Source organism: Erwinia sp. AC075 (genome assembly GCF_979253995.1).
Genome location: NZ_CEEDEU010000001.1, coordinates 1,753,789 through 1,778,560, shown reverse-complemented (window position 1 = coordinate 1,778,560; position 24,772 = coordinate 1,753,789). Strand labels below are relative to the sequence as shown.

The 24,772-nt window shown below is 54.9% G+C and carries 21 protein-coding genes; 13 read left to right on the top strand and 8 right to left on the bottom strand.

Annotated elements, in window-relative coordinates; genetic code table 11:
* Positions 1-2 precede the first annotated feature (2 nt).
* Together dcuR and AC0IXH_RS08290 are read right to left on the bottom strand one after the other, a co-directional pair.
* Positions 3-722 (bottom strand): two-component system response regulator DcuR, encoded by a 720-nt coding sequence (gene dcuR / locus AC0IXH_RS08295; RefSeq protein ID WP_013201781.1) that lies wholly within the window; start codon positions 720-722, stop codon positions 3-5.
* Complete coding sequence (locus tag AC0IXH_RS08290) at positions 716-2,356, bottom strand: sensor histidine kinase (RefSeq protein WP_471720316.1); 1,641 nt, start codon at positions 2,354-2,356, stop codon at positions 716-718. Before AC0IXH_RS08290 ends, dcuR begins: the two co-directional genes overlap by 7 nt.
* A gap of 94 nt (positions 2,357-2,450) precedes the next feature.
* On the opposite strand from AC0IXH_RS08290, the gene AC0IXH_RS08285 reads away from it, so the two are divergent.
* The gene (locus AC0IXH_RS08285; protein ID WP_471720315.1) at positions 2,451-3,224 is read left to right on the top strand and encodes a YdcF family protein; all 774 of its coding nucleotides are present in this window, start codon (positions 2,451-2,453) and stop codon (positions 3,222-3,224) included.
* A 65-nt stretch (positions 3,225-3,289) separates the two neighbouring features.
* Here the strand turns inward: AC0IXH_RS08285 and AC0IXH_RS08280 are convergent, their stop codons facing one another.
* Both AC0IXH_RS08280 and AC0IXH_RS08275 read right to left on the bottom strand, forming a co-directional pair.
* A complete protein-coding gene (locus tag AC0IXH_RS08280) occupies positions 3,290-3,604 on the bottom strand; it encodes an ArsR/SmtB family transcription factor (protein ID WP_471720314.1) in 315 nt (104 codons plus the stop codon).
* A gap of 16 nt (positions 3,605-3,620) precedes the next feature.
* On the bottom strand, positions 3,621-4,745 hold the full coding sequence (locus AC0IXH_RS08275; protein ID WP_471720313.1) for an alkene reductase: 1,125 nt from the start codon (positions 4,743-4,745) through the stop codon (positions 3,621-3,623).
* Positions 4,746-4,965: 220 nt separating this feature from the next.
* Between AC0IXH_RS08275 and AC0IXH_RS08270 the strand changes: the two genes are divergently transcribed.
* Both AC0IXH_RS08270 and AC0IXH_RS08265 read left to right on the top strand, forming a co-directional pair.
* The gene (locus tag AC0IXH_RS08270; RefSeq protein WP_346594811.1) at positions 4,966-5,859 is read left to right on the top strand and encodes a substrate-binding domain-containing protein; all 894 of its coding nucleotides are present in this window, start codon (positions 4,966-4,968) and stop codon (positions 5,857-5,859) included.
* Between the two features lie 135 nt (positions 5,860-5,994).
* Complete coding sequence (locus AC0IXH_RS08265; RefSeq protein WP_346594809.1) at positions 5,995-7,539, top strand: methyl-accepting chemotaxis protein; 1,545 nt, start codon at positions 5,995-5,997, stop codon at positions 7,537-7,539.
* Positions 7,540-8,255: 716 nt separating this feature from the next.
* On the opposite strand, the gene AC0IXH_RS08260 is transcribed toward AC0IXH_RS08265, so the two are convergent.
* A complete protein-coding gene (locus AC0IXH_RS08260; RefSeq protein ID WP_346594807.1) occupies positions 8,256-8,888 on the bottom strand; it encodes an alanyl-tRNA editing protein in 633 nt (210 codons plus the stop codon).
* Positions 8,889-9,195: 307 nt separating this feature from the next.
* On the opposite strand from AC0IXH_RS08260, the gene AC0IXH_RS08255 reads away from it, so the two are divergent.
* From AC0IXH_RS08255 to AC0IXH_RS08240, 4 genes are read left to right on the top strand one after another with little or no spacing between them, the layout of a single operon-like run.
* The gene (locus tag AC0IXH_RS08255) at positions 9,196-10,827 is read left to right on the top strand and encodes an ABC transporter substrate-binding protein (RefSeq protein WP_471720312.1); all 1,632 of its coding nucleotides are present in this window, start codon (positions 9,196-9,198) and stop codon (positions 10,825-10,827) included.
* Complete coding sequence (locus tag AC0IXH_RS08250) at positions 10,824-11,837, top strand: ABC transporter permease (protein WP_346594803.1); 1,014 nt, start codon at positions 10,824-10,826, stop codon at positions 11,835-11,837. Before AC0IXH_RS08255 ends, AC0IXH_RS08250 begins: the two co-directional genes overlap by 4 nt.
* Positions 11,837-12,718 (top strand): ABC transporter permease, encoded by an 882-nt coding sequence (locus AC0IXH_RS08245; protein WP_471720311.1) that lies wholly within the window; start codon positions 11,837-11,839, stop codon positions 12,716-12,718. Before AC0IXH_RS08250 ends, AC0IXH_RS08245 begins: the two co-directional genes overlap by 1 nt.
* Positions 12,718-15,789, top strand: a complete 3,072-nt coding sequence (locus AC0IXH_RS08240; RefSeq protein WP_471720310.1) for a dipeptide ABC transporter ATP-binding protein — start codon at positions 12,718-12,720, stop codon at positions 15,787-15,789. The genes AC0IXH_RS08245 and AC0IXH_RS08240 overlap by 1 nt, the downstream gene beginning before the upstream one ends.
* 138 nt (positions 15,790-15,927) lie before the next feature.
* Here the strand turns inward: AC0IXH_RS08240 and AC0IXH_RS08235 are convergent, their stop codons facing one another.
* On the bottom strand, positions 15,928-17,151 hold the full coding sequence (locus tag AC0IXH_RS08235; protein ID WP_471720309.1) for an acyl-CoA dehydrogenase family protein: 1,224 nt from the start codon (positions 17,149-17,151) through the stop codon (positions 15,928-15,930).
* Between the two features lie 503 nt (positions 17,152-17,654).
* On the opposite strand from AC0IXH_RS08235, the gene AC0IXH_RS08230 reads away from it, so the two are divergent.
* Both AC0IXH_RS08230 and aqpZ read left to right on the top strand, forming a co-directional pair.
* Positions 17,655-19,571 (top strand): Ig-like domain-containing protein, encoded by a 1,917-nt coding sequence (locus AC0IXH_RS08230; protein ID WP_471720308.1) that lies wholly within the window; start codon positions 17,655-17,657, stop codon positions 19,569-19,571.
* Between the two features lie 529 nt (positions 19,572-20,100).
* Positions 20,101-20,796, top strand: coding sequence for an aquaporin Z (aqpZ, locus tag AC0IXH_RS08225; RefSeq protein ID WP_134823948.1), 696 nt, complete (start codon positions 20,101-20,103; stop codon positions 20,794-20,796).
* Between the two features lie 143 nt (positions 20,797-20,939).
* On the opposite strand, the gene AC0IXH_RS08220 is transcribed toward aqpZ, so the two are convergent.
* Both AC0IXH_RS08220 and AC0IXH_RS08215 read right to left on the bottom strand, forming a co-directional pair.
* The gene (locus AC0IXH_RS08220) at positions 20,940-21,422 is read right to left on the bottom strand and encodes a hypothetical protein (RefSeq protein WP_013201797.1); all 483 of its coding nucleotides are present in this window, start codon (positions 21,420-21,422) and stop codon (positions 20,940-20,942) included.
* The gene (locus AC0IXH_RS08215; protein WP_471720307.1) at positions 21,419-22,276 is read right to left on the bottom strand and encodes a winged helix-turn-helix domain-containing protein; all 858 of its coding nucleotides are present in this window, start codon (positions 22,274-22,276) and stop codon (positions 21,419-21,421) included. Before AC0IXH_RS08215 ends, AC0IXH_RS08220 begins: the two co-directional genes overlap by 4 nt.
* 305 nt (positions 22,277-22,581) lie before the next feature.
* Between AC0IXH_RS08215 and AC0IXH_RS08210 the strand changes: the two genes are divergently transcribed.
* From AC0IXH_RS08210 to mdtI, 4 genes are all read left to right on the top strand, one after another.
* Positions 22,582-22,800 carry a TraR/DksA C4-type zinc finger protein gene (locus AC0IXH_RS08210; RefSeq protein ID WP_134823950.1) on the top strand — a complete coding sequence of 73 codons (219 nt, stop codon included), beginning with the start codon at positions 22,582-22,584 and terminating at the stop codon, positions 22,798-22,800.
* 937 nt (positions 22,801-23,737) lie between these two features.
* On the top strand, positions 23,738-24,070 hold the full coding sequence (locus AC0IXH_RS08205) for a hypothetical protein (protein ID WP_471720306.1): 333 nt from the start codon (positions 23,738-23,740) through the stop codon (positions 24,068-24,070).
* Positions 24,071-24,073: 3 nt separating this feature from the next.
* Positions 24,074-24,427 carry a multidrug/spermidine efflux SMR transporter subunit MdtJ gene (gene mdtJ / locus AC0IXH_RS08200; protein WP_245174122.1) on the top strand — a complete coding sequence of 118 codons (354 nt, stop codon included), beginning with the start codon at positions 24,074-24,076 and terminating at the stop codon, positions 24,425-24,427.
* Positions 24,414-24,743 carry a multidrug/spermidine efflux SMR transporter subunit MdtI gene (gene mdtI, locus AC0IXH_RS08195; RefSeq protein WP_013201801.1) on the top strand — a complete coding sequence of 110 codons (330 nt, stop codon included), beginning with the start codon at positions 24,414-24,416 and terminating at the stop codon, positions 24,741-24,743. The genes mdtJ and mdtI overlap by 14 nt, the downstream gene beginning before the upstream one ends.
* The last annotated feature ends 29 nt before the right edge of the window (positions 24,744-24,772 follow it).

The following is a 24,772-nucleotide window of genomic DNA, read 5'->3' as shown; positions in this document are numbered from 1 at the left end:
GGCTACTGGCAAAACTGTTTTAACAGCTCGCGATGTTCCGCCTGCAGGCGGTAGCGATAAACCGGCCGGCCGGTTAAACCATAATGCAGGTTGGTGGAGAGGATTTTACGCTGCGCCAGCCAGATCAGGTATTTGCGGCAGGACACGCGGGAAATGGCCACGGCGGCGGCCAGATCGTCGGTTGAAAACTCGCTGTCATGATGGCTGTCAATCCACAGGCACAGCGTGCGCAGCGTTTGCGGCGTTAAGCCTTTTGGCAGACGGTGCGCTTCGGTGACGTCCGGCGGATTGCCGTGCAGCAGGGCATCGACATCGGTCTGCTGATACCACGGATGCTGGTCCTTAAGCGATTTCTTATGTTGCCAGCCGGTCAGCGCCTCCTCAAAGCGTGAGAACTGGAACGGCTTGATCAGATAATCCACCACGCCGTAATGCAGCGATTGCTGAATGGTCTGGGCATCGGCGGCGGAAGAGATGACGATGACATCGATATTGCGCCTGGCCGCCCGCAGTTCAGGCAGTAAATCCAGCCCGTTTTCCTGCTGCATGTAGATATCCAGCAGGATCAAATCCACCGACAGTTCGCTGTGCAGCACCATTTCTCTGGCCTGTTTCAGCGTTGACGCCACGCCGCAGCAGGCAAATCCCGGGATCTGGCCAATGTAGCAGCGGTTCAGCTCTGCCACCATCGCATCATCATCGACGACTAACACATTTAGCATGCGGATCGGTTTCCTCCATCCCACGGCAGTTGTACTAAGAATTGGGTATAAACCCCAGGGTCGGACTCTACAATAATTTCGCCGCCAAGGCTCTGGATTTGCTGCTTGCAGAGGAATAAACCTACGCCGCGTTGCTCACCCTTCGACGAAAAGCCGTGCTCAAAGATCGCATCGAGCTGTTCTGCCGGGATGCCGGGGCCGTCATCGCTGACTTCACAGCTTAGCCAGCCGTTCTGATAGTGTAGCAGCACGCTGACTTCGCCATCAGGCTGCTGCGCCAGCGCATCAAAGGCGTTCTCAATCAGATTGCCGAGCACGGTGACCAGTACCGAGGTTTGCTGTTCGTTACCGCTGTCGGGCAGGAAGCTGTCCTCGCTGAGGATCAGCTGGTGGCCGCTGTCCGCCGCGCGGTTTAATTTACTCAGCAGCACGCCGGCAATCACCGGCGACTGGATTTTTTTCACCAGCGAGCCAATCTCGGTCTGGTAGTTATTGGCGGTTTTCAGAATGTATTCTTCCAGCTGCGCATAGCTTTTCATATGCAATAAGCCGAGGATCACATGCAGCTTGTTCATAAACTCGTGGGAGTGCTGACGCAGCGCGTCCACATAGTTAACCATGCCGCTCAGGCGTTGGGTCAGCTGGGTCACTTCGGTTTTATCGCGGAAAGAGCAGATCGCGCCAATCATCACGCCGCCTTTCAGCACCGGCATGGTGTTGCACAGCAAAACCCGACCGCGGAACAGGATCTCTTCATCCCGCTGCGGTTTTCCGCTGCGCAGCACTTCACGCAGGTTGATAATCAGCGCGCCGGTGGCCTGAATACTCTGAATGATTTCGCTTTCCAGCGCCTGCGGCATGCCGGTCTCGCGGAACAGCTTGCGCGCGGCATGGTTAATCAACGTCACCTGGGCGTTGATATCCACGGCGATCACCCCTTCTTTGATGGCATACAGCATGGCCTGACGCTGTTCAAACAGCTCAGAGACTTCGTACGGTTCCAGGCCGAACAGGATCCGTCGGGAGGCTTTTACTAAAAGCCAGGTGCCGATAGCGCCAACCAGGATGCCGAACAGGGCGGTCCACAGGATGTTCCAGCGGCTCTGGTTAATCTGATCCGCCACTTCACTTAGCGAGATGCCAATCACCACCACGCCAATCTGCTTGTGTTCAGCATCAAACACCGGAGTAAACACCCGCAGTGCCTGCACTAACTGCCCGCGGTTGATCGAAACATTCTCTTTGCCCAGCAACGCGGGCTGCAAATCGTCGCCAATAAAGTGGTGATTAATGGCGTCTTTATTGGGATGCGAATAGCGAATGCCGGCCATATTGGTGACCACCACAAACAGCAGGTCATTGCTCTGCAACACGGCGGTAGCGATCGGCTGAATCACGTTGCTGTCCGGCGGTAACAGCAGTCCGCGATGAATATCCGGCGAATCCGCCAGCGTCCGCGCCACCGCCAATGCTTTATCCTCGACGCCTTTGTTAGTGACCTGGCTTATCTGCAGGAAATAGAAAAAGTGGACGGCCAGTAAGACGGCGACAATCACCGCGCTGACCATCAGGCTGACGGAGGTACTGAGCTTCATCGGGCGTTTAAGCCCCGGAAGGGTTGGCTGGCGTTTCATGGCATGATTTCCGAATTTTCCTGCGGAGGCTTTCCATTAAGGTAAATTTATCTGACTCTGCCTGACCTGTAATGCTTTTAATAAGGAGTTTTTAATGCAACTCAGCGTTTATGAAGTCGATGATTTCAATCTGTTGTCCCACTGGCTGGCGGAAAACGATCTGGCGGAACGGGAGATCGACGACGTTCAACTTATTATCCTCGCAGGTAATGCCATCCTCCCGGAAATTGAAGGGGCGATGGCGTTGTCCAGTCAGCGCGGCATTCCTCTTTTGCTCAGCGGCGGCGAGGGACACTCCACCGAGCTGCTGCGCGCGGCGTTGGCCGCAGACAGGCGTTATCAGCAATTCGCTGCGCTGCCCGGCGGGGAGGGCGATCTGCTGCAAGCGATGGCAATACAGGCTTTTGGTTTACCGCCAGAGCAGGTGCTGAATGAAAACCGTTCGAGAAACTGTGGCGAAAACGCGCTGTTCAGCCTTAATTTTCTGCAAAAGGCCGGGAAGGTTCCGGCCAGATATCTGCTGGTGCAGGATCCGCTGATGCAGCGACGCACCAAAGCCACCTATTTACATCAGTGGCAACAGCAGGGCGTGCAGGCTGAATGCCTGAGCTGGCCGGTATTTACCCCCGTGCTGACGAGGGTGGATTCGCAACTCACCATTACCGGCGCGCCGGGATCAGGCGGGATCTGGTCACTGGAGCGCTATCTGTCGATGATTCTGGGGGAAATGGTCCGCCTGAAGGATGATGTCCACGGTTATGGCCCGAACGGTAAAGGATTTATTGGCGCGGTTGAGCTGCCGGGCGCAGTGGAAAGCGCCTGGCGCCGCCTGTTACAAAATCCACGGCTGGCTGAATTAAGCCGATGATTACGCGCTAATTCGCCGTCAGTAGGTTGAGCGATCGGGATGAACCGCAGGGTGATGCGACGGCGTTATAAATCCTGCAGAAAGCCGACCAGGCTTTCGCGCACGTCATTAACGCGCGTTTCATTGCGGCGATAATAGGTCCACTTTCCGACCTTACTGGCTTCCAGCAGTCCGGCTTCAAACAAGACTTTCAGGCACAGCGAGGTGGCCGGCTGGGATAAGCCGGCCTTGTCCTGAATAAGGCTGGCACACACCCCGTACAGGTCATAGTCATAGAGCTGGCTATAGCCTGCAAAGGCCAGTTGCGGGTTCTTCAGCCACTGCAACACCGCCAACCGGGTCGGGTTGGACAGTAATTTCATGGCGCTTTCAGGGGACATGCAGCCTCACAAACAATCAGGAGCGGTAAACCGGGTAGTCAGTATACCCTTTAGCGCCGCCACCATACAGCGAGGACGCATCCACCGGGTTTAACGCAACATCCGACGCAAAGCGGGCCGGTAAGTCCGGGTTGGCAATAAAGGTTCTGCCGAATCCAAACAGATCGCCCCAGCCATTTTGCAGAATGCTTTCGGCTTTCTCGCGGGTATAGCGGCCGGAATACATGATCGGCCAGTGGAAGGTTTCCCGCAGCGCCGTGCGGAAGCTGACCGGCAGATCCGGGCTGTTATCCCAGTCGGCTTCGGCAATCGACAGATAGCCAATCTCCAGTTCATTCAACATGCCGGCCGCAGCGATATAGGTCGCTTGCGGATCGCTTTCAACCAGGCCTAAATAGACGCGCTCTTCGTCGGTGCTGGTAAACAGCGGCGCAAAACGCACGCCGACTTTCTGGCTACCAAACACCTCGCTGACCGCTTCGACAATCTCTTTCAGGAAGCGCAGCCGGTTCTCCAGCGAACCGCCGTACTCATCACAGCGGAAATTGGTGTGTTCAGAGATAAATTGATTGATCAGATAGCCATTGGCAGAGTGCAGCTCCACGCCATCAAATCCGGCGGCCTGCGCATTGACTGCCGCCTGACGATACAGCCCGACAATCTCTTTCACTTCGTCGGTGCTGAGTTCGCGGGGATCGCTGGGCGACGTCAACATGCCTTCGCCCGGCCCGGTTTCGATAAACACGCGAACGCCGGTGGCGGTGACCGCAGAAGGTGCCACCGGCGGCTGTTCGCCGGGCTGAAGCGCAGTATGCGAGACGCGGCCCACGTGCCACAGCTGGCAGAAGATCGTGCCGCCTTGCTGGTGTACGGCTTCGGTGACCTTTTTCCATCCGGCGATCTGCGGTTCACTGTGGATCCCCGGCGTCCAGGCATAGCCCTGTCCACGCGGCTCAATCTGCGTCCCTTCGGTGATCATAAAGCCGGCGGTGGCGCGCTGACGGTAGTATTCCACCATCATCTCGCCAGGAATGTTGCCAGGCTGTTCGCTGCGGCAGCGTGTTAACGGCGGCAAGGCAATACGGTTACGCAGCGTGAAGCCGCCAAGCTGAAGCGGGGAAAAAAGGGTAGGACGATTCATAAAGCTTCCGGTTTTCTGAGAATAATTTGCCGGGCCATTATATTTATAAATTTAAATGTGTAAATGCATTTTATCAGACGATCTGTGTTGCAGATGTCGCTTCGCGACGGTGACAGCTACCGGACTTTGCGTCATGCTGATGACAGATCGCGCCATCTTAACAGCGCGAATGCCTGTTAATTCTCTCAACCGAATCAGCCTGATAAGCGGGAAAATACTCATGACGGATAAGCCCCAGCAGCAGCAAAAAAGCGGCCAGCGCGCCGGCGTTATTGGCGTGGTCATCGAGGGATTCAACAATCCCTGGACCCTGAAAATGCTGGACGAAGTCACCCGGCAGCTGGATCTGCGCGGGTATCTGCCGCTGTTGCTCAACGCCCGTTCTGCGGACCGCACGCCATCTCTGATGCAAAAAGCCGCAGGCCTCGAACCCGTCGGACTGGTATTCCTCACTGCCGACGGCACTGCGCAGTCGGTGGCGGGCGATCTTCTTCCCGGCGTTCCCGTCGTCCAGCTTGGCGGCGCGAGCGAGGGTGAGGAGTCGGTGGTTGCGGCCGGGGGTTATCAGGCGGGCGTTGAGAGCGGAAAATTGCTGCTGTCGCAAGGCTATCAGCGTTTCGGCTTTATGCAGGGGAAAGACCGCGCTTTAACGCCTTTGCGACAGATGGCCGGTTTTGTCGACAGCCTGACGGCGGCGGATAAACGGCTGGACAGGGTGCTGATTGCCGGCAACAACGACCGCGAACTGGCGTGGCAGGCAATGACCGCCTACCTGAAACAGACCCGGGCGTCAGAACGCATTAATGCGCTGTTATGTGAAAACGATCTGCTGGCGTTCGGCGCGATTCAGGCAATCCGGGATTTTGGTCAGGGCGTGCATATCGGCGTGGTGGGCTTCAATGACAGTGATGATGCCGGTTCATCCACCTGGCACCTGACCAGCTGGGCACCGCGCGGCGATCTGCTGGTGACCGAGGCGCTAAACCGCCTGCTGGACAAGCGGGCCGATCTCAGCGGCCAGTGGCAGCAGGGCCAGCTGCAGGTCAGGCATTCGCATTTAGGCAAAGAAGTGCTCGGTGACATCCCGAAATGTGGTTGTGCCAGCCGACATTAATCCCGGCGTAGCCGACACCGATTTTAACATTCGCTGCAAAATCGCCTTTTCAAAGCAGATCCTGGGGGCAGGGGCTAAATTTTTCGAAATTTATGCCGTTAACAGTTAAAGACCTCCCCTTATCTGGATAACGCTATGTCGGTTAAAAAATCCTCGCTGTTGATTATGTTGTTCTTATTTATCATCTTTATTAGCAGTATGTTCGCCAGCATCTGGTTGCTGACCCGCAGCAACCAGTCGCTTGATGCGGTCAATAAAGAGATCCGCGTTGTGCTGTCAATCATCGACCCGATTAACCACAGCCGCACCTTACGGTTGCGACTGATGGAATATATGAAGGCCAGTGAGGGGAGCGATGGGCTGTCTAAGCCATCGCTGGAAGGCGTGAAGACGGTGATCGGCAAGGCCGATGCCGCATTCCAGGCGTATAAAGATGCGCCGCGCTTAGCCGGTGAAGACGCGGCAGCAAAAGCCTATGAGCAGGCCTATCTGACCTACCGTCAGCAGGGCATTCAGCCGATGATCGACGCGGCGGAAGCCAACGATCAGGCGCGCTTTAAGGACCAGCTGGCAACGGTGATCCGTCTCGACCGACAGTATGAAATCGTCCTCGATCAGGTGCTCGCCGAGCACGAGGCCTATGCCAAAAAGCTCAACAGCGATGCGCAGAGCCACTTCAGCCTGGGGATGAGCGTGATTATCTTCTTTGGCGTGCTGTTCCTGCTGGTGATCACCGTCGTGCTGTTCTTTATCAAGCGCTATGTGCTGAATCCGCTGGACAGCGCGAAAGCCTATTGCAGCAAAATCGCCGAAGGGATCCTCGACCAGCCGGTGCCGGTCACTGTCGGTTCTAAGAGCGAAATCCAGGATTTGATGGCCACCATGGAGCAGATGCGCCAGTCGCTGACCGACATTATTGGTCAGGTTCGCAACTCGACGCTGACCGTGTCGCACGCCTCGAAAGAGATTGCTGCCGGCAACATCGATCTGGCGTCGCGCACCGAGCAGCAGGCCGCCGCCCTGACCGAAACCGCAGCCAGCATGGAAGAGTTAGGCGCGACGGTGAAACAGAACACCGAAAACGTCTTCGAAGCCAGCCGCCTGACCGGCGAAGCGGTGAAAAATGCCAAAACCGGCGAAAAGGTCTCCCAGCAGGTGATCGTCACCATGGGACTGATTAACAGCAGTTCGAAGAAAATCGAAGATATTACCGGCGTTATTAACAGCATTGCTTTCCAGACCAATATCCTGGCGCTGAATGCGGCGGTAGAAGCGGCGCGTGCCGGTGAACAGGGCCGTGGGTTTGCGGTGGTGGCAGCGGAAGTGCGTAATCTTGCCCAGCGCAGTGCGGTGGCGGCCAAAGAGATCGAAAGTCTGATTGCCGAATCCGTTATCAACATTCGCGCCGGATCGGATCAGGTTGGCCGGACCGGCGAGGCGATCGGGGCGATAATTGCCTCAGTCAGTCAGGTGGATGTGCTGATGGATCATATTTCGACCGCTTCTGATGAGCAGAGTCGTGGCATCAGCCAGATTGAGCAGGCGGTGACCGAGATGGACAGCGTGACCCAGCAAAACGCCTCGCTGGTGCAGGAATCTGCAGCGGCGGCGGCTTCTCTGGAAGAGCAGGTGCATTACCTGACCCATTCCGTCTCCACCTTCCGCTTGTCCGACGCGTAACAGCCAAAATGCCGTCCTGTTCAGTTAAGCAGGGCGGATAATTACCGGTAAGGTTTGGAACGTTTTTCGACAACCGCAGAAATGTAAAAGCCCCGACTTTTCAGGTCAGGGCTTTTAACGTACTGCATACTCGTAATTTAGCATTAATTTACTTACATCGATTTACTGCTGATTGTACAACGTTAAATGTACAAGTCCACACAGATAATATTAGGCACTGTGTTAATAAATGACCTCCTATTATTACCGCTTAAACACAGCCCACTCTACGAGCGGGCGGAACACGTACATCTCCCCATCGCGATATATACTCTTGATGCATGGCCTGACTATCGTCGGAAAATCGTTATATATGATAACGATACGTCGACTCTGAGTACTGTTGAAACATGGCCTGACATCATCGCGTTTTCATTCCCATCCTGCGATCGGTACAGATTTTGTTTCGAGGCCCTAACGCGTCGGGTGGATAACTTCCCCACCGTCAATGCCCATACAACAATACTTCGTGACCTTCATCGCAGATTACTTACTTAACACTGTAAAGCGTTAACTTATTAACGACTGGAGGGTTTTTCCTGCCGTTGGTTAATAAACTACTCCAATAAGATCACGAGTCAATACTGTTTTTAATGCCATGTTAATATGGTCAGTAGTTTCCGAAAAATGCGCTTTTTTTAAGCGTTTTACGCAGGGCTTCAGCGCTGAAGTAACACCTACTCGCCAACCTCATATTTCACCGTCATCACGCCTTTCTTTTCGCTGATTTTCACAATGCGCACCAAACCCACCTCAGCCGTGCTGACCACGTGGGTGCCGCCACAGGCATACGCCGGTAAGTCTCCCCAGGTCACCTCACGACGGCCGTCGGCGATCGACAGCTGGCGCGGAAGATCGCGCGCGACGATCTCAGCGACATCTGCCGCAATCTGCTCTGCCGTCACCGGCGTTTTCTGCTCAGTGGGCTCAAATACCACCCGCGCTTCGCCAGGGCGGTGATTGCCCTTGCTGCCGTGCCAGCCAAATGTCTCCCCGGCCACGGCGATAAAGTGTCCCGCAGAGTGATAATGGCTATGCAACCGCCGCAGCGTTTCATCCACCTTGATGTGAACCGGGCCGGGTGCGACCGGCCCATCGGTGTAATGGGCGATCTCGCCGTCTTCCTGTGCGGCATGGAGCATGTCCGCCGTGCCAAGGGTTCCCCGATCGGAAGGCTGCCCGCCGCCTTGCGGATGGAAAAGGGTGGCGGCGAGGATGACACGAAAACGGCCATCGTCCTGCGGTGTACAGCTGATGACCGTCGTTTCCATCTCCAGCGCATCGTTATCAAAATAGCTACGTTCAGTCATGTTCTTTCCTTTAGACGCTGTTCTCTGTGCATTAAGACAGGTCAACCATTTACCTTTTATTATCAATACTGTCAACAAGCCGACCTGTATTGACCGTCACGCAGCGCTATTTGTTCAGTAACAAAAAGCGTGACACGGGTGTGTCATATTTAACTATCTACTGCCGGTATTGATATTTGCCCTCGCGGCTTTGTGTGCTCTATTCGTCTTATAAACAGAATGCGATCTTCATTTAAATAACGTTCAGGCCGCAGCATCAATTCTGGTCCAGCGGATATTTGGCATTATCAGGGGAAAGAATGACGCGATGAGCAGTTTACGCATAAATAAAACCATATTACCGCTGGCGGCAGCGGCGATACTGCTGCTGGTGGGGCAGCCTGTCGCCCTGGCGGATCCAGCGCCGGCGCCGGTGGCAGGGCATAATCAGGACGGCGGCACGCTGGTTTACCTGCACGAACAGGAGCCGCCGTGCCTGTGGGGTGGATGGGTGCAGCAGGCCTATCTGTCGCGGCAGGTATTCGATTATCTGGTCAGTTTTGATCACGGTAAAATACGTCCCTGGCTGGCAACCGACTGGACGGAATCAGCGGATCGCAAAACCATTACCTTTCATTTACGCAAAGACGTTAAATTTACCGATGGCGATAAATTTAATGCCGATGCGGTGGTCGCTAATTATTCCGCGTGGACTAAAGGCATTGGCTGGCACGGTTTTACCTATATGACCGGGTTAACTAAAGTCGATGATTATACCGTTGAGTTACATTTATCTGAGCCCAATCCCGAAATTTATAACGTGTTGGCGAATGGGCATTATGGTTTCCAGTCACCGGATTCCATTGCGCATAACAGCAGTGAGCAAAAATGCCTGAAACCGGTCGGGACAGGCCCATGGAAAGTGGAAAAATGGGTCAGAGGGGAAGGGATCAGCTTTGTCCGCAACGATGATTATCACTGGGCACCGCCAAACGCCCGGCACAATGGCCCGGCCTTTATAAAGCATCTGGAATGGAAATTTGTGCCGGACGCAACCACCCGCTGGGGTGCGCTGGTCAGCGGCGGCGCAGACGTGATCTACCAGCCACCTTCCGCGCAGTGGCACGCGCTGCAGCGGGACTATCAAACCCTGTCATACGTGGCCACCGGCCGGCCACAGGCCTTTTCGTTCAACGTTCAGCGCGGCCCCTTTACCGATCGGCGGGTACGTCAGGCCTTTGCCTATGCGCTGGATCGCCAGCAGATTGTTAAAACGGTGTTCAAGGGGGCGGTGCCGTATGAAGGCAACGGATCCCTGAGTAAAAGCACGCCGCTGTATCTCAACGTCGACAATCGTTATTCGCTCAATGTTGCCAAAGCCAATGCGCTGCTGGATCAGGCTGGCTGGACCGGACGCGATGCCGAAGGCTATCGGGTGAAGGACGGCGAGTCGCTGGTTGCCAGGCTGCCCTTTATTCAGGCGATTATCGATCAGGAAGGCGCGCTGATGCTGCAGGCGGTGCAGGATCAGGTTAAGCAGGTCGGTATCAAACTGGTGCTGATCCCGCTGACGCAAACCGAAGGCTTTGCGGGCGCGAAGTCGCGACCGGCGGATAAGGAGATCAGCTTTGGTTACTGGGTCTGGCCGTCACCAAACATTCTCGACATCGTCTATAACGCGACGCTTGCCGGCGCGTTCAACGGCAATAACACCAGTTTCTTCAATAACCCGCAGGTTGAGTCACAGATCCTCGACGCACAACGCGAACCCGATCCTGCCCTTCGTCGCCAGAAATTCGCTGTGTTGCAAAAGTGGTTTGACGATCAGGCGATTGCCATCGGGGGATACAACTTCACTTACAACGTCGCGATAGCCAATAACGTCCGGGGCATCTGGCAGGACAGCGGCAATGGCTTACTGAATTTCAACGACGCCTACTTCGTGCAGGAGAAGCCATGACCGATCTTATTTCATCGGGGAATCAACCGAACGCCAGCGAGGGATCGGGCGACACTTTGGTTAAACACCGCAGCCTGTGGCGCCGCATTTTGGTGAGGATGGGCTCGGCACTGTTTGTGCTGTGGGGCACGATCACCGTGACCTTTGTCGTGCTATCGATTCTGCCCGGCGACCGCGCCACGATTTTGCTCAACATCACCTCAGGGCAGGTGATTGAACGCACCCCGGCGGAGCTTGCGCCGATCAACGCGCTGTATGGATTCGATAAACCAATTACCGAACAGTACCTGAGCTACTTCTGGCGTCTGGTGCACGGCGATTTTGGCTTTTCGTTCGAGCTACAGCGCCCGGTGGTGCATGTGATTGCCGAACAGCTGATTCCTACCTTTACTCTGGCGATTGCGGCACTGCTGCTGGCGTGGGTGATTGCCATTCCCTGGACGCTGCTGACGGCGGGGCGCAGCGCCAGGCTGGGGGCATTGGGTTCGGCGGTGGAGACGATAATGGCCGGGTTGCCGCAGTACTGGATTGGCATCCTGCTGCTGATTGTATTTGCCATCGATCTGCGCTGGTTCCCGGTGGTGGGAGGCGACAGCCTGTACGGCACCTTACTGCCGGCGATTACCCTCGCCATCCCGCTGGCCGGATTTCTTGGCCACGCCCTGCGGGGAGAGTTTGAGCGCAACATGCAGGAGCCCTTTGTGCTGTCTGCGCGTGCGCGCGGCATGAGTCTGCGCAAGGTCAAACTGCATCACGTCCTGCGCCATGCGCTGATCCCGGCGATTACCCTCAGCGGCTGGGCGATCGGCAATTTACTCTCCGGCGCGGTGCTGGTGGAGGCGGTGTTTGCCCGTCCCGGCCTCGGCAACGTGCTGGTCAATGCGGTCAGCAATAAGGATTTCGCGCTGGTATCGGGGATCGTCATCCTGATCAGCTTTCTCTATATCGTTATTAATCTGGCGGTCGACCTGATCTATCTGATCGTCGATCCGCGACTGCGAGGCCACTGATGACCAGCCATATTTCCGATTTTTCAGATGCGAAGGCCGGGCACGTCCCGCGTCAGCGCTTGCGGCGCGCCCTGACGGTGATACCGCTTTCCACCGCACTGTCGCTGCTGGTTGCGCTGTTCTTTATCGTCGCCGCCGTGGCGCCGTCACTGCTCGCGACCCATGACCCGTTCAGTACCGATTTGCTTAATGCGCTGCAGGCCCCGTCTTTCGCCCACTGGCTGGGCACCGATGATATTGGCCGCGATCTCTACAGCCGCATCATCTGGGGCACGCGTCAGTCGCTGGCGATCGGGCTGGGGGGGATGGCCATTGCGCTGGTGGGCGCGATCGTCCTCGGGTTCAGCGCCGCGCTGGCACCGCGCTGGATTGCCGAGCCGGTTAACCGCCTGCTGGAAATTCTGCTGGCGTTTCCCACGCTGTTACTGGCGTTACTGTTTGTGGCGCTGCTGGGTCCTTCCGCCAGCAGCCTGCTGATTTCGGTAGGGATTGGTACCGCGCCGGGCTATGCACGGCTGGTGCGTGCCCAGGCACTAAAGGTGCGGCAGTCAGGTTACGTTGAGGCCGCGCGGGCGTTGGGGCATCCCTGGCACCGGCTGTTTTTACAGCATATAGCGCCGAATGCCTTTCGCCCGCTGGTGTCGCTGGTGGCGCTGGGCATCGGTCAGTCGGTGGTCTGGGCATCGGGATTATCCTTCCTTGGGCTGGGTGTGGTGCCGCCGTCGCCAGAGTGGGGCGCGTTACTGGAAGCCGGAAAAATCAACGTCACCGTGGCCTGGTGGCTGGAAGTGCTGCCGGGGATCGCCATCGTGCTGGTGGCGCTCTCCTTCACCCAGATTGGTCGTTACCTGCAACAGCGTGCAGAAGGAGAATCGCGCTGATGAGCAAGCAAAACGAAAGTCAGGCCATCCCGCGCGGCGTCACCGACACCATCATTGATGTCCGGGGACTCAACGTCTGGACAACGGGCGAAGGCAGCCCGCGCCGGCACATTGTGAAGGATGTCAGTTTCGCCCTGCAACGGGGTCAGTGCGTGGCGCTGGTCGGCGAGTCCGGATCGGGCAAGAGCGTCACCGCCCGATCGCTGGTAGGGCTGGCCGGGGAACAGCTGCAGGTGCAGGCCGGGAACCTCACGCTTGATGGCGAGACGCTGCTCGATCGCAGTGACGGTTGGTGGCAGCAGGTGCGCGGCGTCAGGGTAGGATTCATCCTGCAGGACGCGCTGGTGTCACTGGATCCGCTGCGGCCGGTAGGCAAAGAGATCGCTGAAGCGCTTTCGCTACACGGTTGGGGAAACCGGACGACCCGCCAGCAAAAGGTCGAGGCGCTGCTCGAAGAGGTTGGCGTGCCTGAACCGGCCTTCCGCGCCAGCCAGCGGCCGGACGAACTTTCTGGCGGCCTGCGTCAACGCGCGCTGATCGCCTCGGCGATTGCGCTGCATCCTGACGTGCTGATTGCTGATGAGCCGACCACCGCGCTGGACGTCACGGTTCAGGCGCAGGTGCTGGAGGTGCTGAGGCAGATGCTGGATCGCGGCACCAGCATCATTCTGATCAGCCATGACCTGGCGGTGGTGGCAAAAATTGCCGACCACATTCTGGTGATGCAGGGCGGCACGCTGGTGGAATCGGGCACGGTCGAACAGGTCTTACAACGCCCGCAGCATGCCTATACCCAGGGTCTGATCAACGCCATACCCAGCGAACACACCAAAGGGCAGCGGCTGTCTGCGGGCGACAGGGTGGTCGCGGTCGCGCCACCGGCAACGGCGGCGAATGCGTCGGCAGAATGGCTGCTGGAAGCGCGGAATATCGTCAAAGGCTTTAAGGGACACCGCGCGGTGTCGGACGTCTCCTTTACCCTCGGGCGCGGCGAAACGCTGGGCATTGTGGGGGAATCCGGCTCGGGCAAAACCACCCTGTCGCGGATTGCGCTGGCGTTAGTGCAGCCGGACAGCGGTGAGATCCTGTTTCGCGGCCAGCCCTGGAGCCATGCTTCAGCGCGGGAGCAACGGGCAATACGTCGCCATATTTCGGTGGTCTATCAGGATCCGCTTTCCTCTTTCGATCCGCGCTGGCGGGTGTCACAGATTCTGCTCGATGCCATTGCCCTCGGGCCGGCGATCCCCGGACAGACCGCGACGCAACGGGCGTTAAGCCTGCTGGCGTCGGTGGGGCTGGGGCCAGAACATATGGCGCAAAAGCCGGCTCGGTTATCCGGCGGCCAGCGCCAGCGCGTGGCCATTGCACGGGCGATTGCCACCCAACCGCAGGTGATTGTGCTCGACGAAGCGGTGTCGGCGCTGGATGTGACCATTCAGGCGCAGATCCTCGATTTGCTGAGCGATCTACAGCAGCAGCTGGGCGTGAGCTACCTGTTTATCTCCCACGATCTCGGGGTGATCCACCATATGAGCGACCGGGTGCTGGTGATGCAAAACGGCGTCGCGGTGGAACAGGGCACCGCCAGCGAGATCTTCTATCGTCCGCGCCATCCTTATACGCAAAGTTACTCGCCTCGTTGCCACGGCTGCAGGCGGCGGAATTCGCCCACCACTAAAACGGGAGTCATAATGTCACGCGAACTGATTTATAACGGTTTTTTGCACCTGACGCCGAACCACCACAGCCATGGTTACTGGCGCACCACCGAAGGCCAGGTCCAGTACGGCTATAACCAGCTGGATGAATACGTCAAAACCGTCAAAACGCTGGAAAAAGGGCGCTTTGATACGCTGTTTATCGCCGATGTGGTGGGGGTGTATGATGCCGACTTTGGCGACGGTAAAACCACCATCCGGGCAGGCACGCAGTTTCCCGAGCCGGACCCGATCACCATTGTGTCTGCGCTGGGGCTGGTGACCGAGCATCTGGGGATTGTGGTCACCAGTAACGTGATTCAGGCCCATCCGTTTTCATTTGCCCGCCAGATCTCCTCGCTGGATGAATTCACCCGCGGGCGTATCGGCTGGAATATTGTCACCTCCTATTTATCGAACGGTTTCCGCAACTACGGCTTCAATGACATCGTGCCGCACGATGAACGCTATGAATGGGCGCAGGAATATCTCGATGTCGCCTATAAGCTGTGGGAACTCTCCTGGGAGGATGGCGCGGTGCTGCACGATCCGGCCACTAATCGCTTCTTCGATCCGGATAAGATCCACAAGATTAACCACGTCGGCAAACGCTATCGCGTCGAGGGGCCGCACATTGTCGAGCCTTCGCCGCAGCGTAGCCCGGTGTTCTTCCAGGCCGGTAATTCCGACGCGGGCCGGCGGTTTGCGGCGCGCAATGCGGAGGTGACGTTCCTGCCGTCGCAAACCCCGGAAACCGCGCGCAAAGATATCGCTATTCTGAATCGCGAGCTGATTAACTATGGCCGCCAGGCGGAAGATTTGAAAAAGCTGGTGTCGCTGTCAACGGTAATCGGCTCGACCGAGGAAGAAGCCAAACGCAAGCAGCAGCATCTGTTCGATAATATCGATATCAATGCCCTGCAGGGCTTTTACAGCGGCGGTTCGGGGATCGATTTATCCAGTATCGATCCCGATACGCCGCTGACCGAGCTCAGCCGTCAGGAGCAGTTCAGCCAGCATATGCGTTCCAAATTCCGCATTGCGGTCGATGCGGATTACGGTCAGGGCCGCGTGCTCACCTGGCGCGAATACCTGCTGCAACATGCGTTACTGCCAGGACGTTTTGCCGGCACGCCGGAACAAATCGCCGATAAGGTGCAGCAGTATGCGGACGCGGGTGTCGACGGCTTTAACGTGGTGCCGGTCACCACGCTGGGCTGGTGGGATGAATGGGTTGAGCATGTGGTGCCGGTGCTACAAAAGCGCGGACTGGCGCGCAAAGAATACCGGCCTGGCACCCTGCGTGAGAAACTCTTTGGTAAAGAGAGCCAGCTACCGGCGACGCATCCACAGAGAACGCTGACGCTGGATTAACAGAACCGGCTGCTGAGCGCTATACAGGCTCAGCAGTATCTGGTGCTTGAATTCGGTGGTGAGGCGATCGCAATCTGCCACGGGTGATTGAACCCGGCCAGGAGGCGATCGCAATCCGCCATTGGTGATTTAATCCGGCTAAGAGGCGACACCAATACGCCACTGCGGCGGCGGCAAGGTGCCGTTCACCGCAAAATCGCCGACGATACGGTCTTTATAGATGCGGGGATTGTGGGAGGAAAGCGTGCGGGCATTGCGCCAGAACCGGTCTAACGACAGCGGATTCAGGGTGGCGGATGCGCCTAACGCATCGAATAAAATGGTGGCGGCATTCAGCAGCAGATCGGTCACCACATTCAGCGATTGTGACACCTCGATCTCAGCGATGGCGTTGGCCTGCACTTCCGCCGGTTCATCGCCGGCATAGCGACTGTCGTAGGCCCGCTGCAGCGCCTCGGCCGTTTTCAGCACAATCGCGCCGCTGGTATAGGCCGCACCGCGCAGTTTGCCGACCACCGCCAGGATCTGCGGATCCTGCGCGGCCCGGGCGGCGTTGCCATTGCTGTAGGTGCGTTTGCGGGTGGCCACGTTTTCAGCCACTTCCCGGCTGAGCTGGCGGCCAAGGCCCGCAAGAGTCGCGAGGTGAACCAGCTGATAAAATGCCGGGGAGTATTTGAATTTATCCTCGTCGTAGATATCGCTTTCCTCCACCACCACGTTATTAAACACCGACGTGCCGCTGGCGGTGAGCCGTTGACCAAACCCATTCCAGTCATCAACCACCGTCACACCGGGTGCCGAGCGTGAAACGGTGATCGCCAGCGTTTTCCCCGTCTCATCACTGATGCCGACGTCAATCCAGTCAGAATAGAGCGAGCCGGTGGTGTAGAACTTTTTGCCATCTATGCGCCACTGATTGCCAATCTGTTCAAGCCGCGTCGAAAACGCCGACTGCTGCACGTCACCGGCTTCGCTCCAGGCCGGGCCGACGATATCACCGCGGCCCAGTCGCGGTAACCAGGTTTCGCGTCGTCGGGGGTTATCACTGTTCAGCACATTTTCGACAAACCCCAAATGACCGCGTATCGACTGGACCAGATTTGAATCAGCTTCGCCGAGCTCAATTAACAAATTAAACAGCTCAGGTAAGGAAATACCGCTGCCGCCATATTCTTGCGGTACGCGCAATGCTGTGAAACCACTCTCTTTTAACCACTGAATCTGTTCGAAAGGTAATTCACGGTTTATTTCCCGTTCAATCGCGCCGTCGCGAATTCTGGTAAAGAGTGGCCTGAAACGTTCCACCAGTTGCTCATAATCAGGCGTTGGGCCTGCCCCCCAGGCTGCATCAATTTGCGACATGCTGATCCCTTATCGTTAATTCGCGCTAAACGGTTTTAGCAAACGCCATACCATTGATTAATCTACTGATATTAAATGTGAAAGTGATTTGGCTGGCGAGTCGGTGACGGTTGAAATTAGGCAACCGTTACCGCGCTGTCGGTATTCAAACTGTAAAGGGGTTGGTGAAGAATAAACAGGTAGAAATAATCATAAGCTAAATCAATACGCAGATTAGTATTCAGAATTTGGCCACTATCTATAAATCAAATGAAGGATTAGGGTGAGGGCAGCTTAAACGGTGACCCACCTTGAAGGGCACAAGATTAAAAAAATCATTTGCTGTTTATTCCTCTTTTCAAAATGAAAAGGGGATTTGCTATTGCAAAATTGTTACCCGTTAAGGTAACCCGTTCCTGCCAGAGGAAACGGGCCGTCTCGTATGGCTCGCACAAACCATCCGCCATCCCGCACCTTCAGGTGTCGCGATGGCTTGCGCGCCAAAATTCTGAACGAGGTGACCTATGTCCCAACGCGTTGACTACCGTGCTCTGCGTCTGGAGTCTGTTTTCCAGAATGCGGTCAGCAACTATGCTGCCGCCGAAACCACGGAACCTGCATCATCCAGCCGCCTGGCGGTACCCACCCTCACGCCGGAAATGGCCAGCAGCCTGAGTGCGCCCGGCATCAATACCCTGGCGGTCAGCACGGTGGATACCGATGCGCCTGCACCGTTGCGCCCTTATGAACCGGTCGCCAGCGATGGCGTGATTGCCGCCTGGGAAGCCAGCCACCGTATTCATCTGCGTGGCCGGGCAGAAGGCGAGGCCGGTTCGACCGTCACCCTGAGCTTTAACGATCAAAGCTGGACCAGTACCGTCAACAAGTGGGGTTACTGGAACGCCTCGATGCCGCCAGAGGTGCTGAAAGGCTTGTCCGACGGCAATTACAGCCTGAAGCTGACCATCACCGATAAAGCCGGCAACCACACCGATACCAACGTGGATTTTGGCCTGTATGTTGATAAGACCATCAAGCCGACCCTGACGGTGGACGCCATCAGCGGCGATAACGCCATCAACGTCGCCGAAAGCATTTATGGCGTGGACATCAGCGGCACCTCAACGCATATGGCCAACCACAACAAAGTTACCCTGACGCTGGGCGCCGCGACCGTCACCGCTTTAGTCAATGCTGACGGCAGCTGGACCGGCCACTTTACCACCGAGCAATTGCTGGCAATGCAGGATGGCCTGCACAGTCTGACCCTGACCGCGGTTGATGCGAATGGCAAAACCAGCACCGTCAGCCACGATCTGACGTTAATCACCCATATGACCAGCGTGCCAGAAATCCACTTCGACAAGGTCACGGATGACAATGTGATCAACCTGGCGGAGAGCCAACACGATCTGCTGTTGAGCGGCTCACTGTCTGCCGTGGCGTTGGGTCAGTCGCTGATCCTGAAAGGTAGCGATGGTCACGAGCATGCCGCAACCATTGATGCTCAGGGACACTGGCAGGTGCTGATCGCCGCGGCCGACGTGGCCGGATTTATTAAAAATGGTGAGATCCACGCCTGGTATCATGACGGGGCCAATAACTATACCGATATGGCGCAAGAGCTGAATGTGGTCACCCAGCTGACGCCGGTTTATTACGAGATGGATATCGGCGGTGACATGATCCTGAACTATCAGGAAGCACAGCAGGATTTGAGTTTCTATATTGAAGGCGTGACCTCGCTGGACATCAACGGCAAAACCTACCAGCCGGACAGCGGCGGGATGATCACCTTACCGAGCGCCGATCTGCTGGCGCTGGCGGAAGGGCCGGTGACCGCCAGTGCCCATCGCTCGGATCAGTATGGCAACAGCGATAGCCAAACCCTGAGCGACTTTTTTGACGTCGCAACGCACAATTTACCGACGCTGACGCTGGATACCGCGTTTGCGGATCACGTTATCGGTGCGGATGATGTCAATACCTGGCATCTGTTGCAGGGCAGTTCAACCCATCTCGATGCGGGCAGTACGGTGACCTTAACTCTCGGCGATCAAAGCTACAGCGCGGCGGTTAAAGCCGATGGCAAATGGGCGCTGACGATTCTTGCCGGACAGCTGGCGCCGCTGGATGACGGCGACTATGTCATCAAGGTGACGGCACATGACAGCGCCGGCAACCAGGCCACGGCCAGTGAAAATGTCACCGTGGCGTCCCACGAAACCGCGCTGAATATGGATCATTTACTGGCGTTTTACGCGCCAACCGTTGCTCAGGATGATGGGGCAACGGCGAGTTCATCGCCCGTGACGGCCAGCGTGGCCACGGACACCACGGCCAGTTCCGCCAGCCATATCCCGGTCGAAAGTACGCTGGTTAACGACTCACCTTATACGCTGGCTGACCACTTATTACAGCACCCGGCAGTGATGGTGTAATTAGCGCGCGGCAGTGACCCTCACCGGTTTCGCTATTAGCGGGTGAGGACACGACAGAGACATAATGTCGTAAGCGGCAGCAGGGCGAATATTCTAACGCCTGCTGCCGGGGTTATTGTCTGGTGAAGAGTCAATTCATCAGGCAATATCCATCCTCGCCTGAAAATACATCTCATAAAACTCTCATGTTTCACTTCAGATCGTTATAAACGCTGTTCATCTTTGCGGGTGAGGCATTTTTGTGTGTAAAATAAATCGAATTATATCATGTGATTAGCGGTGTAACTGCTTTGTAATGCGTCAGGCTGACTGGCTTCCTATTTCCTGCCGGCCAAATGATAACTTTATGAGTTGAACAGAATAACTCAGCCCGTAAACTGCCCCTAAGAAAAGTGACGTTAATTTATTCAGCCCATTCGAATGATTTTATTCTCACTATGACGTCTCGATCCCTTCATTAATTCCCGATGTGCAACGATCCTCAAATGTCTTTGCGCATTACACTCCACTTAACGTTTCAGGTGACGGTATGTTTAAGAAATTATCCGCAGAGTTTATCGGTACATTTGTATTGGTGTTTGGCGGTTGTGGTAGCGCCATTTTTGCCGCCGGTTTTCCGGGATTAGGCATCGGCTTTGCCGGTGTGGCGCTGGCGTTCGGCCTGACGGTATTGGTGATGGCCTTTGCGGTCGGCCATATTTCTGGCGGGCACTTTAACCCGGCGGTGACGCTGGGCCTGTTCGCCGGTGGCCGTGTCGCCGCCCGCGACGTGGTGCCGTATATCCTTGCGCAGGTTCTGGGTGGGATCGCTGGCGCCGCCGTGTTGTATGTGATTGCCAGTGGCCATGCCGGTTTTGATGCCACCGCCAGCGGTTTTGCGTCTAACGGTTACGGCGAGCATTCACCGGGTGGTTACAGCCTGATGGCGGCGATGGTGTGTGAAGGCGTGCTGACCGCAATCTTCCTGATTGTGATCCACGGTGCAACCGACAAGCGTGCGCCGGCCGGATTCGCGCCGATTGCCATCGGTCTGTCGCTGACGCTGATACACTTAATCAGCATTCCGGTCACCAACACCTCGGTCAACCCGGCGCGCAGTACCGCAGTGGCGATATTCCAGGGCACCTGGGCAATGGACCAGCTGTGGATGTTCTGGTTAATGCCAATTATCGGCGGTGTTATCGGTGGTCTGGTTTACCGTTTTGTTCTGGCATCGAAAGACTGAATATTCAGCCTGATTAATAAAACTGCTGTAGGGAATGCCCGCCAATCGCGTTAACCGATCGGCGGGCATTTTTTTGTTGGTGTTCATGGAGCCGGATGTGATGGCGAGGGGGCCAAAACAAAGAGTGGCCGGGCGGGCAAAAGTTAGTATTCCGAACAAATCATATAAGGCGTCGGGGTGGTGGTGAAAATCCACACGCCCGGCCGGATCTGCTTTATTCTGACGTGATGCGTCCCGACATTCCTGCTGAAGTAAAAGTCAGAGAGGAATTTTCGCAGCACCTGCTGATCGCCGTCATTCACTTCCATTACGCCGTTGGGTTTTTCCGTAAAGGTAAACTCGCCATCCTGTTGCGTGTAAAGAAACTCCTTTTTCAGATCGATGTCAGATTTTTTGACCCCATCCTTAAAGTAAGTCCCGTTCATGGTGATATAGCCATCGCCATGGTTCAGGTTGTAGTTAATCGACAGGCTGAGCATTTCATCGCCTGAATGGGTATTGAAATTAGCGGTGCAGAAGAAGACATCGTTTGCACGGACCTGCTCTTTACCCAGCGAATAACCGGCAAAGCCAAACAGCAGGATCACCACCGACATCAGGACGGTGCGTAGGTTAATTTTCTTCATTGTTGTTGACCGTTTTCGCTATAGAAGTCGGAGGTGCAGAGCGGAGTTTTATCGCTGCCTGACGCGGTAAGTTCTTTTGAACAACGTAATATCGACACCTCTTCAGACGGTGGGTAATTAGTGATGTACCACCATTTCTGCGTTCCGCATTCGACATTCTTATCCGCAATGAATTTGGTGAAGAACGCGTCGTCTCGTGACGAGTAATTCCTGAATACCTGGCAGTCTTTAACGTTGCCCAACGGTGAAAAGTCCGGCGCAATATAGGCAGGGATAGTATCGTTGCCCAGATAACGCGTCGCAGCCGTGGTAATCAAAAACGCCATACAACAGGCGATGCCGAATAAAACAGCCTGAAGCCTGCGATTGATTTTACCGGCAGCGGGCGCTGCAGGGACTGAGGTGTCCGGGATTGAAGGGGGATCTTCTAAAGCTGACGGAAGGACCGGGGAGGGCGCCGGGATTATCTCCTCTTCAGCCTGGCTGAGTGGGGTGTTATCTTCATTCTCATAAATAAACTCAACCGGAAAACCGGCCGGTATCATAAATCCACGCTTGGGCACCGTTCTTATCATCTCGCTGGAAACACCCATCGATTCCAGCGCCTTACGCAGTATCGACATGTTCTGATAAACCGTATTCGGAGAAACCATCATTCCCCTTGCCTCCCAGGCGAAGGAAAGCAGATCGCTATGAGAAACAATCTCGCCTTTATGCTGCAGCAAACTTAACAGGCACAGGCTGGCAGGAATGGCTAAAGCAACCTGATTCTCACTGTCTCCGGCCTTATAAAGAGAGTGCGTGATCGGGGCATACACCACGTTACCCTCCAGATGAATGGTTTTAATGCCCATAGTGTCTCGACCCAACCCGGTTGAAATTTCAGTAAAAAATCAAAGTATCACAGAATTATAAGCGCCACTAATGATGCCGGTTCACTTTTTTATCAGGCTTTTCTCATGTATCTGAAGCGGCTGAGATATCAATGGGTAAATTGCATCAGAACGGATAAGACCGCAGGGCAAAACCCTCAAACCGACTTCAAAATTTAAAAACATCAAAGGCTTCAAAGACTTCATAACAGCATGAGTTGATGCAGGTGCCTGGGCTACCTGATAATAATTATTACGTTCAGGACATGACTAACAAGGGGGCTCCTGTGGCCGACTTAGCTGATGAGGCTGAAAAATGCATTACGCTGGCGCAGCGTAACGAAATTATCTCAATCCGGATAATGCTGACACAAACAGGTCAGGAAAGTTGTCAGGATTGCGGAGAGACTATTTCAGATGAACGGCGTCGAATTATCCCCAGCGCAGTGACCTGCTATACCTGCCAGGATATTCGCGAATTACGAGAGAAAACCCTCTTTAAATGAATTGGCTAACGCTGACGCCAACTTATTAACGGTTTCATCTACCGACCCTGTAATCAGGCGCTGGGGGATCGCAACACCTTTCACCATGGTATTGAGTAATTTCAGCATGAATAAGACAACCGCACTGCTTTTTGTAGGGGTGATGATCATTAGCTATTTCATTGCCAATTGCCCAAATCCGCTGGGTGAACCCGCAGACGATGGCTACGCCCAAAAGGCCTTCTCCGACGCCCCACCTGAGATACTCACCCTAACTCCGTCTCTAAACGTTTAATCGCTTTTAACGGTCGCTTTTATTCTCAGACTCTTCGAATTTGGGGGGCTGCCTTTTTTGTATTGCGAATAAAGCCTTTTTATCGCCTCAATATCCCCTCTTTTGAAACGCCAATCTCATTTGCCGGTATGAAGATATAATTTATTTCTCATAGGCAGAATATTAATCTATAGAAGCAATAATTTTCGATATATATGGCCTGTCTAGGATTTTTCCGTGAGAATGGACCCCATCGACGAAACCTCTGGCTAAGCGGGTTTCAAAGAATTCCGACAAACAAACCGTAAAATTTCGCATAGAAGCCTTTAGCGGAAATTACACGGCGAATAACAACTCCAAAATTTCTGAATGGGGAGGCGGAGACCAGGCGTTTTCATTATTCCCTAAGGTTGGGTGCTCTAACCAAAGTGCTGGCTGGATAGTGGGGTCTACGCAAGTCGCATGGCTGTGGCGCGTACCAGAAGGGAATCAAGGTTGCTATGGTATCAGCTCGGTCGACCGGCCTGTGAGAGATGGGTTGTTACGCGGATTACACCTCAATTGACGGGTAAGAGCAGTTTCAATCTTTCAAGTTCAGGCAATTTCACCGTCTATCTGACCTGTGAGTATGAAAGCGGAACAGGGTGTGCCATAAGCAGCGACAAAACGGGGGAGCTGGTTCACGTGAAAACCTTCTTAACGTTGCCCGTCAATATTACAGACGTTCAATCAGGCACTACGGTGGTTCGCCAGGAACTGTATACCGGATTTGATACCAGCAAAAATATTTTTCACACCGATACGTTTGCCAGAGGAGTCAAAGGAAGCATTGATTTCAATGTAGACAAACGGGACGTGGGCAACATGCTAAAAAACGCGCCTGATACCTATCGCGGTAGCGGGACGGTGATATTTAACCCGAAACTTATTGATAGTTCAATAGCATTCTGCCTGTCAAACGCCAGCGTAATTCAAAATCAACTCAATTATCAGGAGGGAGTTTACTTCCCAATATAAAATATGATTATTTACTGGGTTTATTTAGGTCTTGCAATCGCAACAGAGGTTATTGGCACGCTATCGATGAAGTGGTCAAGCGTCAATGATAACAACATTGGTTTTATTTTTATGTTAGTGATGATTGCCACATCCTACGTGTTGTTATCCTTTTCCGTAAAGAAGGTCGCCCTCGGGGTTGCCTATGCGCTATGGGAAGGGATCGGCATTGTGATTATTACGGCATTGAGCGTGCGATTATTTGATGAATCACTGACCTTAATGAAAGTCGCCGGTCTGACCCTGTTGATTATCGGCATTGCGTTGATTAAATCAGGAACCAAGCTTAAAAAAGGAGTGAGTGATGCAACAATTTGAATGGATCCATGCGGGCTGGTTAATTGTTGCCGTGTTGCTTGAAGTTGTCGCTAACATTTGGCTGAAATATTCGGATGGTTTCAGAAATAGAAAATATGGCCTTTTGTCACTTGCCGCGGTGCTATGCGCATTTGCTTCACTTGCGCAAGCGGTGAAAGGGATTGAGCTTTCCGTAGCTTATGCGGTGTGGGGAGGATTTGGCATCATCGCAACCATTATCGCCGGTGGTGTATTATTTAATCAGCGGTTAAATCGAAAGGGCTGGACTGGCGTGCTGTTTATCCTCTCCGGCATGGTGCTGATCAAACTTTCGTGAGAAAAAAGGATTTTTTAGACCGACAGGAC